The sequence below is a fragment of the uncultured Luteimonas sp. genome (assembly GCF_947492465.1).
GTDB lineage: Bacteria > Pseudomonadota > Gammaproteobacteria > Xanthomonadales > Xanthomonadaceae > Luteimonas.
In genome coordinates this window covers 137,475-151,412 of sequence record NZ_CANLNF010000006.1, presented here as the reverse complement: position 1 = coordinate 151,412, position 13,938 = coordinate 137,475, and the positions used below count along the sequence as shown (strand labels likewise).

Here is a 13,938-nt window from a genome sequence, read left to right as displayed (position 1 = left end):
TTTCTCGTTGTGGCGTACGAACTGCGGCCTGTGCTGTGCAAGCGATCGTATTGGCGCGTCACGCGTCGCGCGGGCGCCTCCAGCAGTACAGCGCCTGGCCCCGCTACTGCGTCTCATCTCCATCCACGCGGCGGATCCGGGACGAATCCACCGGGAAACGCCTGCGGGCGGGTGTGCCGGCTCCACGGCCGCTCACGCGGCAGGATGCCGCGCGCTGACAATGCGGTCGGCGCGTCGTAGCGCAATTGGGTGATCTGCGCAGGACGGCCGGCGCGCTCGAACCGGGTCTGGCCGGCCGGCGACCATTCGCGTTCGCCATGGCCGGTGCCGATGCGCTGCGGCGTCGCGGCCTGCGAGTCCATGGATTCCGCCGCCGGCGCGCCGCTGCCCGACTTCGCCGGCGCCGCCTCGCGTGCGATCGGCGGCGCGGGCAACGTCCTGGCGATGCGTTCGCGGAACGCCGCGATTCCAATCGTGCCGACATGGTCGGGGCGGCCGGTGCGCGCGGCATAGCTGTCGGGCAGGGCAGTGAACACGAACTGCGCCACCTCGTGGTGCGACTTGCGCCAGCCCGTGATCTCGGTGCTCTGCCAGGGCGCAAGCACGTAGCCGGCCTGGGCCGGATCGGCGGTCTGCCCGGTGACCGCGTTGACGCCGTCGACCGACAGCACCACCAGCACGCGTTCGCCGCTGGTGTTGGTCAGGCGCACCGCGTAGCGATGGCCCGGGTGTCCGGCGATCCAGGTCTCCGACCGCCACGGGTGCTGCTCCAGCCAGCGACCGCTGTCGCGGTCGACGATCTCCATGCGGACCAGGGGTTGGGCCGCGGCGGGCGCGGTGGAGCACAGGGCGGCCAGGGCGGCCAGCGACAGGGCGAGGGTGCGGGTCATGGCGTGTCTCCGTGGGTGCCGGTGAGTCAACGCATGCGGGGCAGCCCCGGGGTTGCCTGGCGCAGGGTCGGGCGGGCAACGGTTAAACTTGCGTTCCGCTTTCCGCCGTGACTCCGCAATGTCGCCAGCCCCCGTCCGCGTCCTGACCGGCATCACCACCTCCGGGACGCCGCACCTCGGCAACTATGTCGGCGCGATCCGCCCGGCCGTCGCCGCCAGCCGCGCCGCGGACGTGGAGAGCTTCTACTTCCTGGCCGACCTGCACAGCCTGATCAAGGCCCAGGATCCGGCGCGCACCCAGCGCTCGACCCTGGAAATCGCGGCGGCGTGGCTGGCCTGCGGCCTGGATCCGTCGCAGGTCTGGTTCTACCGCCAGAGCGACGTGCCCGAGATCACCGAGCTGACCTGGTACCTCACCTGCGTGGCCGGCAAGGGCATCCTCAACCGCGCGCACGCCTACAAGGCCGCCGTGGACCGCAACCGCGCCGACGGCGAGGACGACGATGCCGGGGTGAGCGCGGGCCTGTTCATGTACCCGGTGCTGATGGCCGCCGACATCCTGATCTTCAATGCCGACAGGGTGCCGGTCGGCCGCGACCAGGTACAGCACATCGAGATGGCGCGCGACTTCGGCCAGCGCTTCAACCATGTCTATGGCCGCGAGTGGTTCACCTTGCCCGAGGCCGCGATCGAGGAGCACGTGGCGACGCTGCCGGGCCTGGACGGTCGCAAGATGAGCAAGAGCTACGGCAACACCATCCCGATGTTCGTGCCGCCGGCGGAACTGAAGAAGCTGGTGTTCTCGATCGTCACCGACTCGCGCGCACCCGGCGAGGCCAAGCAGACCGAGGGCTCGGCGCTGTTCCAGCTCTACCAGGCGTTCGCGACGCCGGACGAAAGCGCGGCCTTCGCCCGCGCCTTCGCCGACGGGATCGGCTGGGGCGACGCCAAGCAGCGCCTGTTCGACCTGGTCGAGCGCGAGATCGCGCCGCTGCGCGAGCGCTACCTGGCGCTGGTCGCGCGTCCGGGCGACATCGAAGACACGCTGCGCGATGGTGCGCGCCGGCTGCGCGAGCGCTATGCCACGCCGCTGCTGTCGCAGCTGCGCGAGGCGGTGGGCCTGCGCAACCTGTCGGCGGTGCAGCTGGGAGCGATGGAGGTCGAGGCCGGGGCGGACAAGCCGCCGCTGGCGGCCTTCAAGCAGTATCGCGAGGGCGATGGCCGGTTCTACTTCAAGCTGGTCGAGGGCGAGCGCGTGCTGCTGCAGAGCCATGGCTTCGACGCGCCGCGCGACGCCGGCCAGGCGATCGCCGCGCTCAGGCGCGGCGACACGGCGCTGGCCGATGCGCCCGTCACGGCGGGCGAGGGGGTGACCCCGGCCATGGTGCAGGCCGCGCTCGACGCGCTGGCCGCGGTCGACGCGGAGAAGGCGGCCGCCAGGGCGGGCCAGGCGTGAACCCGCTGGTCGAGCTCAACCTGACCCTGATCCTGTTCCTGCCGTGGTTCGCGATCCTGGCCACGCTGTACTGGATCTTCCCGCGCCAGCCGCGCGGCGTCGCGCGCGTGCTCTACGACATCGCGTCCCTGCTGCTCTGCGTCGGCGCGTTCCTGTGGAGCGTGTACTGGTCGATCGACAATGCCGACACCGGCCACGGCAAGCTGTGGCCGCAGGTCCTGGCCACGGCGCTGGGCTACGGCGTGTTCCTGGCCGCGATCGGCGTGGCGTTCGCGGTGCGGCACCTGCTGTTCCGGCGTCGTCGCTGACGGTCCCGGCCATGATCGATGGCGCCGGATGATGGCGCGGCGACCGCGTCGATGACGGCGAATGGCAGGGCCATCGCAGCGTCACGACGACGCGCACACCTGCCGCCTGCGCATGGGTCGAAGGGCGGATCGACCGCTGCCGTGGCATCGGCCACACTTCCGGTCACCCAATGGCGCCGGAGTCACGCATGGCCAATGACCGCATCACCCTGATCGACACCGGGTACATCCGCCCGGGCCTGTGCGCGGCCTGGCTGGTGCATGGCGAGGGCGGGCGCGCGGCGCTGGTGGACTGCGGCACCGCGACCTGCGCGCAGCGCGTGCTCGATGCGATCGAAGCCGCCGGCGTGGCGCGCGAGGCGGTGGACTGGCTGCTGGTCACGCATGTGCACCTGGACCATGCCGGCGGCGCTGGGCCGCTGATGCGCGCGCTGCCGAACGCCAGGCTGGTCGTGCACCCGCGCGGCGCGCAGCACATGGTCGATCCGGCCAGGCTGATCGCCAGCGCACGCCTGGTCTACGGCGAGGCGATGTTCGCGCGCGACCATGCGGGCATGCTGCCGGTGGACGCCGCGCGCGTGGTGATCGCCGAGGATGGCCACGTCGTGGACCTCGCCGGACGGCCCTTGCTGTGCGCGGACACGCCGGGCCATGCGCTGCACCACTACAGCGTCTGGGACGCGGCCACCCGCGGCTGGTTCGCCGGCGATGCCTTCGGCCTGTCGTACCGCGAGTTCGACAATCGCAACGGCGCCTTCGCCGTGCCCACGACCTCGCCGGTGCAGTTCGATCCGGAGCAGATGAAGGCGTCGATCCGGCGGCTGGTGGCGGCCGATCCGGCCGCGATCCACATCGCCCATTACGCCACGGTGACCGAGTGCGCACGCCTGGGCGACAAACTCGTCGTGCTCGTCGATCGCATGGCGGCGATCGCGCGCGCCGCGGACGGGCACGCCGACCGTCATGCGCGGGTCGTCGAGGGTCTGGCTGCGCTCTACGTCGAGCACGCGCGGGCCCACGGCATCGCGGACGCCGACACGCGCGTGGCGGCGGTGCTCGGCGGCGACATCGAGATCAACGCGCAGGGCCTGGGCGCGTGGCTCGACCGGCTCGCCCGCCAGGCCTGAACACGCGCCGCGATTGGCCTAGACTTGCGGCAGGCGTTCCGTCGGAGCAAGACGAGATGAAGCGATCGCAGGCCGGTCTCCTGTTCCTGCTGGCCGTGCTGCCGGCGTTCGCATCCGGCAGTGCCGGTGGCGGCGCCAGCGCAGACGCGTTGATGCGCCATGTGCAGGTGCTGGCCTCGGATGCCTTCGAGGGCCGCGCGCCGGCGACGCCCGGCGAAGAGAAGACCGTCGCCTACCTGGTCGAGGAGTTCCGCAAGGCCGGCGTCGAACCCGGCGGCGAGGATGGCGGCTGGATTCAGTCGGTGCCGCTGGTGCGCGCGCGGGTCGAGGGCCCGGTGAAGGCGGTGCTGCGCACGGGCGGCCGGACGCGCGTGCTCGCCAACGGCGAGGACCTGACGCTGCAGACGCTCAGTCCCGTCGACCGGGTGGACGTGGTGGACGCGCCGCTGGTGTTCGTGGGTTTCGGCATCAGCGCACCCGAGCGCGGGTGGGACGACTACAAGGGCGCGGACCTCGCCGGCAAGATCGCGGTGGTGCTGATCAACGATCCGGATTTCGAGACCGCCGAGCCCGGCGCCTTCGACGGTCGCGCGGTCACCTACCATGGCCGCTGGACCTACAAGTACGAAGAACTCGCGCGGCGTGGCGCGCTCGGCGCGCTGATCGTGCACGAGACCGCGCCGGCCGCCTACGGCTGGGATACCGTGCGCAGCTCGGGGCTGTCGCCGCTGTTCGACATCCCGCGCGAGGATGCGGCGCGCGAGCACACCCTGCTGCGCGGCTGGATGCAGCGGGCGCTGGCCGAATCGCTGTTCGACGCTGCCGGCCTCGACTTCGGGCGCGAGAAGGCGCGGGCGCAGACGGCGGAATTCAAGCCGGTGGCGCTGGGCGACGCGCGCCTGTCGGCCTCATTCGACGTGGTGCGCGACGAGGTGGTCACGCGCAACGTCATCGGCCGTCTTGAAGGCGCGCAGCGTCCGGACGAGACGGTGATCTACTCCGCGCACTGGGATGCCTACGGGATCGGCGAGCCCGATGCGGGAGGCGACGGCATCCGCCATGGCGCGGTCGACAACGCGACCGGCGTCGCCGCGGTGCTCGAGCTCGCGCGCCTGTTCGCGCAGGGGCCGCGCCCGCGCCGCAGCCTGATGTTCATCGCCCTCACCGCCGAGGAAAAGGGGCTGCAGGGCGCGAGCTATTACGTGGCCCATCCGCTGGCGCCGCTGGAGACGACGGCGGCGGTGCTCAACATCGAGATGTTGAGTCCGGATGGCCCGACCCGCGATATCGCGTCCTGGGGCAAGGGGCGCGTCTCGCTGGAACAGGACCTGCGACGCACCGCCGAAGCCGCCGGTCGCAGCTACTCGCCCGATCCCAACCTGGAGGCGGGCTTCTTCTACCGCGCCGACCACTTCGCGTTCGCGCGTGCGGGCGTCCCGGCCATCACCATCGGCGCCGGACTCGACCGCGTCGACGGCGGCGTGGCCAGCGGCCAGGCGCTGCGCGATCGCTACTTCGCCGACTGCTACCACCGGCCCTGCGACCGCTGGTCGCCGGAATGGGACGTGCGCGGCCAGGTGCAGGACGTCGACCTGCTGTACGCGCTGGGTCGCGGCATCGCCGACGGCGATGGCTGGCCGGCCTGGGAGGATGGCTCGGAGTTCAAGGCGGTGCGCGCGCGCAGCACGGATGCCCGCGCGGCTGCCCCGTAGCCGGACGCGCTTCAGTCCCAGCGGTTGAGGTGCGGGCCGAAGGGCTTGCGCTGCTGGCGGACCACGCAGAAGCGGTGGCCGCTGGGCGCTTCCATCACCACCCAGGTGTGGACCTGCTCGACCCGGCGCGCCCCCAGCGCGACCAGGCGTTCGACCTCGGCCTCGACATCGTCGGTCTCGATGTCCAGGTGGATGCGCGGCGGATGCGCGACCTTCTGCAGCAGCAGGACCGGCTCGTCGGGGTCGGTCTGCAGACGGGCGTACTTCCCGTCGCCGTCCTCGTCGAGCGTGTCGACGCGCTTGCCCAGCGCGCGGCTCCAGAACTCCACGTGGGGAGCGAGATCGTCGGCGTTGCAGTCCAGGACGAAGGTGCTCAGGCGGCTGTGGTGCGGCATGGCGTGGCTCCGGTGCGGGGTGGGGGAAGCATCATTCCCAGGCCGTGGGTGGCGCGCGTCGTTCGCAATCGCGCAGCGGCACCACGCAGAAGCGATGCCCGGTGGGCGCTTCCATGACCCACCAGCGGCCGCCGACGCACTCGATGCGCCGTGCGCCGAGTGCCTCGAGCCGCGCCGCCTCGGCCTCGATGTCGTCGGACTCGATGTCCAGGTGCACGCGCGAGGGGTGCTCGACCATCTGCACCTCGATATGCAGCCCGCCGGGGCCCGCGCCCAGCACCGCATAGCGGCCACGGTCGCCTTCGTCCGGATCGACGATGGGCAGGTCGAGCGCGCGGCTCCAGAAGTCGGCGGCCTCGTCCAGGTTGCCATCCCGGCAATCGATCATGAACCCTGCGAGGCGGCTGCGGTGCATGGCACATTCCTGTCGATGTAACGCGGGCGCGCGCGTCGCCGGCGTCGGGTCAAGCGGGCAGCGCGAGGTCGTCGAGCATCGCCTTGAGGAAGCGCGCGGCCTCGCCGCCGGTGCAGGCGCGGTGGTCGAAGGTCAGCGACAGCGGAATCACCCGGTGCGATTCGAAGCCGCCGATCACCGGAGTGATCTGGTGGCGGCCGCGGCCGGCGGCGACGATGGCCACGCACGGCGGCACCACCACCGGCGTGGCGTAGCGGCCGGCGAACATGCCGAAGTTCGACAGCGAGATGGTGTAACCGCTGAGCTCGGAGGCGGGAATGCTGCGGTCGGCGACCTGCTCGCGCAGGCGGTCGATGCCGGCGCGCACGCCCTCGGCGTCGAGCAGGTCGGCATTGCGCAGCGCGGGTACGAACAGCCCGTCGTCGGTGTCGACCGCGATGCCGATGTCGACCTGCGGATGCAGGGTGCGCACCAGCTTGTCGCCGTCGAACCAGGCGTTGAGCGCGGGCACGGCGCTGGCGGCCGCGCAGATCGCGCGCACCAGGCGCACGGTCATGTCGTTGCCGGGCTGCCAGGCGTGGATGTCGGCATCGTCCACCAGGGTGGTCGGAACCACCTTGGCATGCGCGTCGGCCATGACCCGCGCCATGTTGCGGCGCACGCCCTTGAGCTGTTCGGGCTGGCCGCTGGCGCTCACCGAGGGCGGGCTGGTGCGCATGGGTCGGCCGCTTGCGGACAGGGCGGTGCGCTGGTCGGCCGCGCGCGGCTGTGGGACCTGCGCCTGCGTCGTTCGGCCGGCCTGCGCCTGCGCTGCAGGCGCGGGGGGAGGCGATCCGGCGGCGCTGCCGGCCGCCGCGGAACCGGACGCCGCCGCACGCTTCACGTCCTCCATCGTCACCACGCCGTCGGCGCCGCTGCCGCGTACGCGCGACAGGTCGAGCTTGAGCTTGCGCGCCATCGCGCGCACCGCCGGCATCGCCTTCACGCCGCCCACGGAGACGGTGCCCTCGCTGTGCACCGCATCGGAGGCCTGCATCGCGCCCACCACGGTGCCGCTGTCGGCGCGTTCACCGCCGGCCTCGGACTTGTCTTCGGGCGGTGCGGCGTCGCCCTGTTCGATCGCGCCGCCTTCGGTGGATGCGACCACGCGCGCATCGCTGCCGGCGTCCTCGCTGCCAGGACCCTTGTGCGCCGGCGCCGCGCCGTGATGATGGCCGGTGTCCTGGCCTTCGGCGCGCTGCGGCTGCGAGGGGTCGATCTCGAACTCGGCCAGCATCGCGCCGGTGACGATCACGTCGCCGGCCGCGCCGGCCAGGCGCAGCACCTTGCCCGAGACCGGCGAGGGCACGTCGACCACGGCCTTGGCGGTCTCCATCGAGACCAGGTTGTCGTCCAGGCGGATGGTGTCGCCTTCCTGGACGTACCACTCGACGATGGTCGCGTCCGGTAGGCCTTCGCCGAGGTCGGGGAGCTTGAATACCTTCTTGTCGCCCATGTGTGCTTCCTGTGGGCGGGCCGCGGCCCGCCGGTGATCCTCGTGCGACGCCCGGGCGGCCGGTGCGTCGCGTCCACAACGGCCTGCGCGCGTCAGGAGGCGGCCAGCGTACGCCGGGCGGCCTCGACCACGCGCGCGGTCGCCGGCATGTACTTCATCTCCAGCCGGAACAGCGGCATGTGCGTGTCGTAGCCGGTCACGCGTTCGACCGGCGCGACCAGGTCGTACATCGAGTGCTCGGCCAAGCGCGCGGCGATCTCGGCGCCGAAACCGGCGGTGCGTGGCGCCTCGTGCACGATCACGCAGCGGCCGGTCTTGGCCACCGATTCGGCGATGGTGGCGAAGTCCAGCGGCTTGAGCGTGGCCACGTCGATGACCTCGGCGCTGATGCCCTCGGCGGCGAGTTGCTCGGCCGCTTCCAGCGCCTCCTTCACCTGCGCGCCCCAGGTGACGATGGTGACGTCGCTGCCGTCGCGCAGCACGTAGCACACGTCCAGGGGCAGTGCCTCGCCGTCGTCGGGCACCACTTCCTTGTACTGGCGGTAGATGCGCTTGGGCTCGTAGTAGATCACCGGGTCCGGCTCGCGGATCGCCGCCAGCAGCAGGCCGTAGGCGCGCGCGGGCGATGAGGGCAGCACCACGCGCAGGCCGGGCACGTTGGTGAACAGCGACTCGTTGGCCTCGCTGTGGTGCTCGGGCGCGCGGATGCCGCCGCCCCAGGGCACGCGCAGCACCATCGGGCAGGTGAGCCGGCCACGCGTGCGGTAACGGAAGCGCGCGGCGTGGCAGATGACGTGGTCGAGCATCGGATAGACGAAGCCGTCGAACTGCGCCTCGGCCACCGGCTTCATGCCCATCGCCGCCATGCCCACGGTGAGCCCGGCGATGGTGGTCTCGTCGAGCGGTGTGTCGAGCACGCGCGTCGGCCCGAACTGCTGCTGCAGGCCGGCGGTGGCGCGGAACACGCCGCCGTTCACGCCCACGTCCTCGCCCAGCACCACCACCGAGTCGTCGTGGCGCATTTCCCAGGCCAGGGCCTGGGTGACGGCCTCGATCAGGGTGATCGGCTTGGCGGTGGCGGCGGCATCCGCCGCGACCGGATCGGCCACGGCCTTCATGCCCGTCCCTCCAGCGCCAGCAGCTGCGCGCGCTGTTCGAGGATGTCGGGCGGCGGGTCGGCGTAGAGGTAGTCGAACATGGTCTCCGGCGGCTGCGTTTTCGTTTCGAGGTAGGCGTTGATCTCGATGTCGACCAGGCGCGTGCATTCGGCGATCCAGGCCTGCTCCTGCGCGTCGTCCCACACGCCCTGCGCGACCAGCCACTTGCGCAGGCGCAGGAACGGCTCGCGCGTCCATGCCTGCTTCACCTCGTCCTCGCCGCGGTAGCGGCGCGCGTCGTCGGCGGTGGTGTGGTCGTGCAGGCGGTAGGTCAGGAACTCGAGCACGGTCCCGCCTTCGCCGCTGCGCGCGCGCTCCATGGCGCGGCGCATGCCCTCGAGCACGGCGAACAGGTCGTTGCCATCCACCTGCAGGCAGTAAAGGCCGCCGGCCAGGCCCTTCTGCGCGAGCGTCTTCGCGCCGGTCTGCGCGCTGCGCGGCACCGAGATCGCCCAACCGTTGTTGATGATGCACTGGACGAAGGGCAGGTCGTAGGCGCCGGCCGAGTTGATCGCCGCATAGGTATCGGTCTTGGAGCTGCCGCCGTCGCCGCAGCAGGTCACCGCCACGCGTGGCTCGCCGCGCAGCTTGAACGCGAGCGCCGCGCCGGCCGCGTGCAGGCACTGGGTCGAGATCGGCACGCACCAGGGGAAGTCGTGGCGCGCCGGCTCGTTGGCGTAGTCGTTGCCGCGCTCGTCGCCGCCCCAGTACATCAGGATTTCGCGCAGCTGCACGCCGCGCATGATCTGCGCGCCGTATTCGCGGTAGCTCGGCGCCAGCACGTCCTCGGGACGCATCGATGCGCCAATGCCGATCTGCGTGGCCTCGTGGCCGAGGCAGGGCGCATAGGTCCCAAGCTTGCCGGTGCGCTGCAGGGCGACGGCCTTGCCGTCGAAGGTGCGCAGGAACAGCATCTGCCGGAACAGCGCCAGGACCTCGTCCTTCGGCGGTGCCGATGGCGGCAGTTCGGCGACCAGCTGTCCGTCCGGGTCGAGGTATTGCAGGTGCTCGATCTCGAAGCGTGCGGCAACGGTCATTCATTCCATCCGGGTCATGTCGGACGGCGAATGATAAAGGTGCTTACGTAGGAAACCGTTGCGCATTGCGGCAATGCGCGGGCGCATGCGGGGTACGGACGGCCGCGCGCGGCGGCGGCTGCGCGGCCGCGGTCGCCGGGCCCCCGGGCCGTTCCGCGCGGACGGGCCAGGGGCCTGCGCAGGTGCGACGTCGCAGGCAGGGCGCGCCCCTCGGCGGCCGACCCCTCCCGGCGCGGGGAGGGGGCGGCAGGCGCGGGACGGCGCGCCTTCGTTTCAGTTCGTGAACGTCGCGCGCAGGGACACGTTCGCGAACGCACGCACCCCCACCAGCCGCACGAACCAGGTGCCCGGCGCCGGCTGCGCGATCGCGATCGTCTCGTTGTTGCCCGGCCGCTGCGAGCGCGCGTCGAAGTCCGTCGCGGTGGGAATGCGCTCATGCGCCAGGACCAGGCTCACGTCGCCGCTGCCGCCGTAGCTGAGCACGCGCAGGGTGCGCGCGCCTGCCGGCACTTCGATGCGATAGACGACACCCTCGCCGACCGGACCGCTGTGCCCACCCACCGGCACGCCGTTCTCCAGCAGCGGGATGCCCGCATGCGGATCCTCGACCAGCACCGCGGCACCGCTCTCGTTGTTGTCCGGGGCCGGATCCTCGGTGTGGGCCGTGGCCGCGGCCGCGAGCGCCAGCTCCCCGCCCTGCCGCGATTCCGGCGCAGTCGCCGTGAGCGCGAATACCGCCTCGTCCTGCGCGGCGAGCGCGGCGGCGTTGCAGGCGACCGTCGTGGTGCCGGCCTCGACCAGCGGCGCATCGCAGCTCCAGCCCGCGGGCGCTGCCACGACGAGATCGGGCAGGGCCGCGTCGAACACGAAGCCGGCGCCCGGGAACTCGGCCGCGTCCGGCCCGGCGTTGGCCACCACCGCCGAGAACTCCGCCGGCGCACCGGCGGCCACGGCCGGCGCGAGCGCGGTGGCCTCGATCGACAGGTCGGCCAGGCGTGGTGCCGCCACCCGCACCAGCAGCACGGTGGGATCGTGGTCGGACAGCCGCGACGGCGTGCCCTCTTCGTTGCGCGCGACCTCCGGGAAGTCGGCGCTGATCCGCGCATGGCCCAGTTCCACACCCGCGACCAGCGGCGATTCGACCAGCGCATCGTTGACCAGCACGTGGTCGAGCGACTGCGCCTGGTAATCGAAGACGAACGAATAGCGCTCGGCCGGTTCCGCGAGCAGGGTGAGGTTGTACAGGTCCGGTTGGACCCGGTCGATGCCGTCCCCGTCCACCGCGGTGGCGGCATCGGGCGCAGGCAGGCCGGTCACGGTGCCCAGCGCATCGACCAGTCCGTCGTTGAACTCGAAGGCGTTGAAATCGCCCATCACCACGAGGTTGCGCGCGGGATCGGCGGCCTGCATGTCCTGTACGAGCGCGGCCAGCGAATCGGCCTGGGCCTGGCGCTTGGCGCGTACGCGCTGGCCGAGGGTGAGCCAGCCGTTGCTGCCGCTCTCGTCGCTGTCGACGTCGTTGAGCGAACGCTGGTGGACGACGATCGCGGTGAACGGCCAGCTGCGGCCGTCGCCGAAGTGGACGATGCCGTCGATCGACAGCGGCGGCCGGTCGTTGAGCAGGCTGGTGCTGCCGTCGGGGTTGTGCAGCAGCTCGGCGGCGCCGTGCTGCACCACGTCCAGCACCTCCACGCGCGGCGTGCCGGAGCCGGCGTCAGCAGTCTTCACCAGGAAGCCGACGTCGATGCCGCCCACGTCGTTGCCTTCCACCAGATGCGCGGCGTAGCCCGGGTCGGGATCGCCTGCGGCGACCGCATCGGCGTTGATGCGGTCGGCCAGCGCCTGCAGGGTCGAGAGGTTCTCGACCTCGGTCACGCCCAGCACGTCCGGCGTATGCAGGTAGCCGCGGATCGCCAGCGAGGCCTTGGCCAGGCGCCGCTCGAACGCCGCGGCGGCAAGCACCGGCTCGCCGATCGCCGGATCGTTGCTGGTGTCGAAGAAGCGTTCCAGGTTCCAGGTGGCCAGGCTCGCGTCGTCCGCCGTCGGCACCCGCGCCGCGCGCGGCAGGCCGGTGGCGCTGCAGTCGACGGCGAGCGCGCCCTCCGGGTGGATGGTGTAGCGGCGGAACGTGTAGTCGAGCGGGCCGACCAGCGAACCGTCGGTGACCAGGCAGCCGGCCGCCACGTTCGCCGCGGGTGCGCCCAGCGTGGTGCTGTTGACCGCGATCAGCTCCGGGTTGAAGTCCCAGCGCGGGATCGCGGTGGCCGAACTGCCGAGCGGGTCGGGATTGGGCAGCGGGATGCCGGGCTCGCGGAACGGGCGCGGCGTGCCGGTGACCACGACCGCGAAGCGGCCGTTGCCGGTGGCAGTGGCCTGGGTCTCGTTGACGTTGCCTCCGGTGGGCGCGACCACGGTGGCGCTGGCCACCACCACGCGCATCGCTTCCAGGTGCTCGAGCTGGGCCAGGCCGTCGTCGGCGTTGGGCAGCTCCGCGGTCAGCGGCACGGGGGCGGGCAACGCATGCCCGGCCGACAGCGCGGTCACGCTGGCCTCGACCAGTTCGGTCAGGGGCAGCTGGTGCGGATCGGCGGCCGGGATGTATTCGTCCACGGTGCCCTGCACCAGCACCCGGTTACCGACGGTCGCGGCCTCCGGCGGCGTGGTCGAGGTGAACACGAACAGGCCCTCGGACGTGGCCGGATTGCCGTCGTCCTCGCCCGCGGCCGTCTGCAGGAAGAAGCCGTTGTTCTTGCGGCCGGTGACGATGCCGGTGGTGGCCACCGCCATGCCGTCGTACGGCGACAGCTGGCCGTCGCCCTGGATCGCGGAGATCGCGACGGTGGTGACGTCGTCGTTGAGGATGGTGCCGATGCCCTGCGCGTCGGCCAGTTCCGCGCCCACGGGATTGGCCAGTTCGACGCTGAAGGTCTCGTCGGGCTCGTTGGCGGTGTCGCCGGCCACTGCGACGCCGATCGTCACCGAGCTCGCGCCGGCGGCGATCGACGCGGTCCCGCTGGCGGCCACGTAGTCGCCATCGGCGACGGTGGCGGTGCCATCGGCGGTGCTCCACTCGATCACGACGCCGCCGGCGCCGGCCGGCTGGTTGAGGCTGATGGTGAAGAAGAACGGCGTGGTGCCGGCATCGCCCTCGGCGGCGCTGGTGTCGCTGATGCTGGCGAACGGCGTGCCGCCGCCGCCGCAGGGGGCGGGCGGGGTGGCGCCGTTGCGCGGCGCGGGCGCGGCGCTGGAGAAATCGGCGGTGTTGTGGTTGCTGTCCACGCAGCCGTGGTCGGCGCGGAACGCGGCACTGGCGTTGTTGAGTACCGGCGCGGCGCCCGCGCCTTCGAAGAAGTTGGCGCCGCCGAACCCGACCAGGTCGAGAATCAGCGCGAGCTGTTCGGGCGAGCACGGGGTGCTGCCGCCGTTGCAGCCCAGCGAGGCCTGAGAGTCGACCAGGGCGACCTTGCCGGCGCTGCCGGACATGTTGATCGTGCCGCTGGCATCGGGCGCGGGCAGGGCGACGCCGTTGGCGCCGCCGGCCAGCCCCACCAGGAAATAGCGGCCGGGTTCGAGGGTGACCGCCGGCAGGACCACCAGCTGGCTGCTGCCGGCGCCGAAGTTGCCGGTGCCGGTCGCGCTGGCGTACTGCAGCGACAGGCCCGACAGCGACACCGGGTCGCTGCCGCGGTTGAACAGTTCGATGAAATCGTTGCTGTAGGGCGCGCCACTGTTGCCGCCGCCGCCATAGACCTGGCTGACGACGACCTGCGCCTGCAGCGGGGCGGCGGACAGGACGCCGCACAGGACCAGCACCGGCCACAGCCGGGACAAGAGCCGAATGACCACGGACACGCTCCTTCGATGTTCCGTTCCCATGGCGTCCATGGAACGGGTGGCCGGCCCCCCTGGCAGGGGCCGATTGTGCACCGTCCCGATGTCGGCTGCA

General features: G+C 71.9%; 11 protein-coding genes. 4 read left to right on the top strand and 7 right to left on the bottom strand.

All coding sequences use genetic code 11. The features are described 5' to 3' along the window. Nucleotides 1-113 precede the first annotated feature (113 nt). Nucleotides 114-890, bottom strand: coding sequence for a hypothetical protein (locus Q0863_RS14080; protein WP_298579620.1), 777 nt, complete (start codon nt 888-890; stop codon nt 114-116). A 118-nt stretch (nt 891-1,008) separates the two neighbouring features. Between Q0863_RS14080 and Q0863_RS14075 the strand changes: the two genes are divergently transcribed. The 4 genes from Q0863_RS14075 to Q0863_RS14060 all read left to right on the top strand — a co-directional run bounded on the left by Q0863_RS14075 (nt 1,009) and on the right by Q0863_RS14060 (nt 5,493). Continuing rightward, nucleotides 1,009-2,346, top strand: a complete 1,338-nt coding sequence (locus Q0863_RS14075) for a tryptophan--tRNA ligase (RefSeq protein WP_298579617.1) — start codon at nt 1,009-1,011, stop codon at nt 2,344-2,346. Beyond that, nucleotides 2,343-2,654 carry a hypothetical protein gene (locus tag Q0863_RS14070; RefSeq protein WP_298579614.1) on the top strand — a complete coding sequence of 104 codons (312 nt, stop codon included), beginning with the start codon at nt 2,343-2,345 and terminating at the stop codon, nt 2,652-2,654. Before Q0863_RS14075 ends, Q0863_RS14070 begins: the two co-directional genes overlap by 4 nt. A 188-nt stretch (nt 2,655-2,842) precedes the next feature. Then, nucleotides 2,843-3,781 carry an MBL fold metallo-hydrolase gene (locus Q0863_RS14065; protein WP_298579611.1) on the top strand — a complete coding sequence of 313 codons (939 nt, stop codon included), beginning with the start codon at nt 2,843-2,845 and terminating at the stop codon, nt 3,779-3,781. Nucleotides 3,782-3,933: 152 nt separating this feature from the next. Then, nucleotides 3,934-5,493, top strand: a complete 1,560-nt coding sequence (locus Q0863_RS14060; RefSeq protein ID WP_298579799.1) for a M28 family metallopeptidase — start codon at nt 3,934-3,936, stop codon at nt 5,491-5,493. Between the two features lie 11 nt (nt 5,494-5,504). On the opposite strand, the gene Q0863_RS14055 is transcribed toward Q0863_RS14060, so the two are convergent. The 6 genes from Q0863_RS14055 to Q0863_RS14030 form a co-directional block, all read right to left on the bottom strand. Next, a complete protein-coding gene (locus tag Q0863_RS14055) occupies nt 5,505-5,888 on the bottom strand; it encodes a VOC family protein (protein ID WP_298579608.1) in 384 nt (127 codons plus the stop codon). Nucleotides 5,889-5,919: 31 nt separating this feature from the next. Beyond that, nucleotides 5,920-6,303: a VOC family protein gene (locus tag Q0863_RS14050; RefSeq protein ID WP_298579605.1), complete on the bottom strand. Its 384-nt coding sequence runs from the start codon at nt 6,301-6,303 to the stop codon at nt 5,920-5,922. A gap of 49 nt (nt 6,304-6,352) precedes the next feature. Next, a complete protein-coding gene (locus tag Q0863_RS14045) occupies nt 6,353-7,798 on the bottom strand; it encodes a dihydrolipoamide acetyltransferase family protein (protein WP_298579602.1) in 1,446 nt (481 codons plus the stop codon). A 92-nt stretch (nt 7,799-7,890) separates the two neighbouring features. Further along, complete coding sequence (locus Q0863_RS14040) at nt 7,891-8,916, bottom strand: alpha-ketoacid dehydrogenase subunit beta (RefSeq protein WP_298579599.1); 1,026 nt, start codon at nt 8,914-8,916, stop codon at nt 7,891-7,893. After that, complete coding sequence (pdhA, locus tag Q0863_RS14035; protein WP_298579596.1) at nt 8,913-9,992, bottom strand: pyruvate dehydrogenase (acetyl-transferring) E1 component subunit alpha; 1,080 nt, start codon at nt 9,990-9,992, stop codon at nt 8,913-8,915. The genes Q0863_RS14040 and pdhA overlap by 4 nt, the downstream gene beginning before the upstream one ends. Nucleotides 9,993-10,265: 273 nt before the next feature. Further along, on the bottom strand, nt 10,266-13,838 hold the full coding sequence (locus tag Q0863_RS14030; RefSeq protein WP_298579594.1) for a lamin tail domain-containing protein: 3,573 nt from the start codon (nt 13,836-13,838) through the stop codon (nt 10,266-10,268). Between the last annotated feature and the right edge of the window lie 100 nt (nt 13,839-13,938).

What these genes read in the sequence shown, in the direction of transcription:
- Q0863_RS14080 (WP_298579620.1), bottom strand. Translation starts at nt 890, where the DNA reads ATGACCCGCACCCTCGCCCTGTCGCTGGCCGCCCTGGCCGCCCTGTGC.
- Q0863_RS14075 (WP_298579617.1), top strand. Translation starts at nt 1,009, where the DNA reads ATGTCGCCAGCCCCCGTCCGCGTCCTGACCGGCATCACCACCTCCGGG.
- Q0863_RS14065 (WP_298579611.1), top strand. Translation starts at nt 2,843, where the DNA reads ATGGCCAATGACCGCATCACCCTGATCGACACCGGGTACATCCGCCCG.
- Q0863_RS14060 (WP_298579799.1), top strand. Translation starts at nt 3,934, where the DNA reads ATGCGCCATGTGCAGGTGCTGGCCTCGGATGCCTTCGAGGGCCGCGCG.
- Q0863_RS14055 (WP_298579608.1), bottom strand. Translation starts at nt 5,888, where the DNA reads ATGCCGCACCACAGCCGCCTGAGCACCTTCGTCCTGGACTGCAACGCC.
- Q0863_RS14050 (WP_298579605.1), bottom strand. Translation starts at nt 6,303, where the DNA reads ATGCACCGCAGCCGCCTCGCAGGGTTCATGATCGATTGCCGGGATGGC.
- Q0863_RS14045 (WP_298579602.1), bottom strand. Translation starts at nt 7,798, where the DNA reads ATGGGCGACAAGAAGGTATTCAAGCTCCCCGACCTCGGCGAAGGCCTA.
- Q0863_RS14040 (WP_298579599.1), bottom strand. Translation starts at nt 8,916, where the DNA reads ATGAAGGCCGTGGCCGATCCGGTCGCGGCGGATGCCGCCGCCACCGCC.
- pdhA (WP_298579596.1), bottom strand. Translation starts at nt 9,992, where the DNA reads ATGACCGTTGCCGCACGCTTCGAGATCGAGCACCTGCAATACCTCGAC.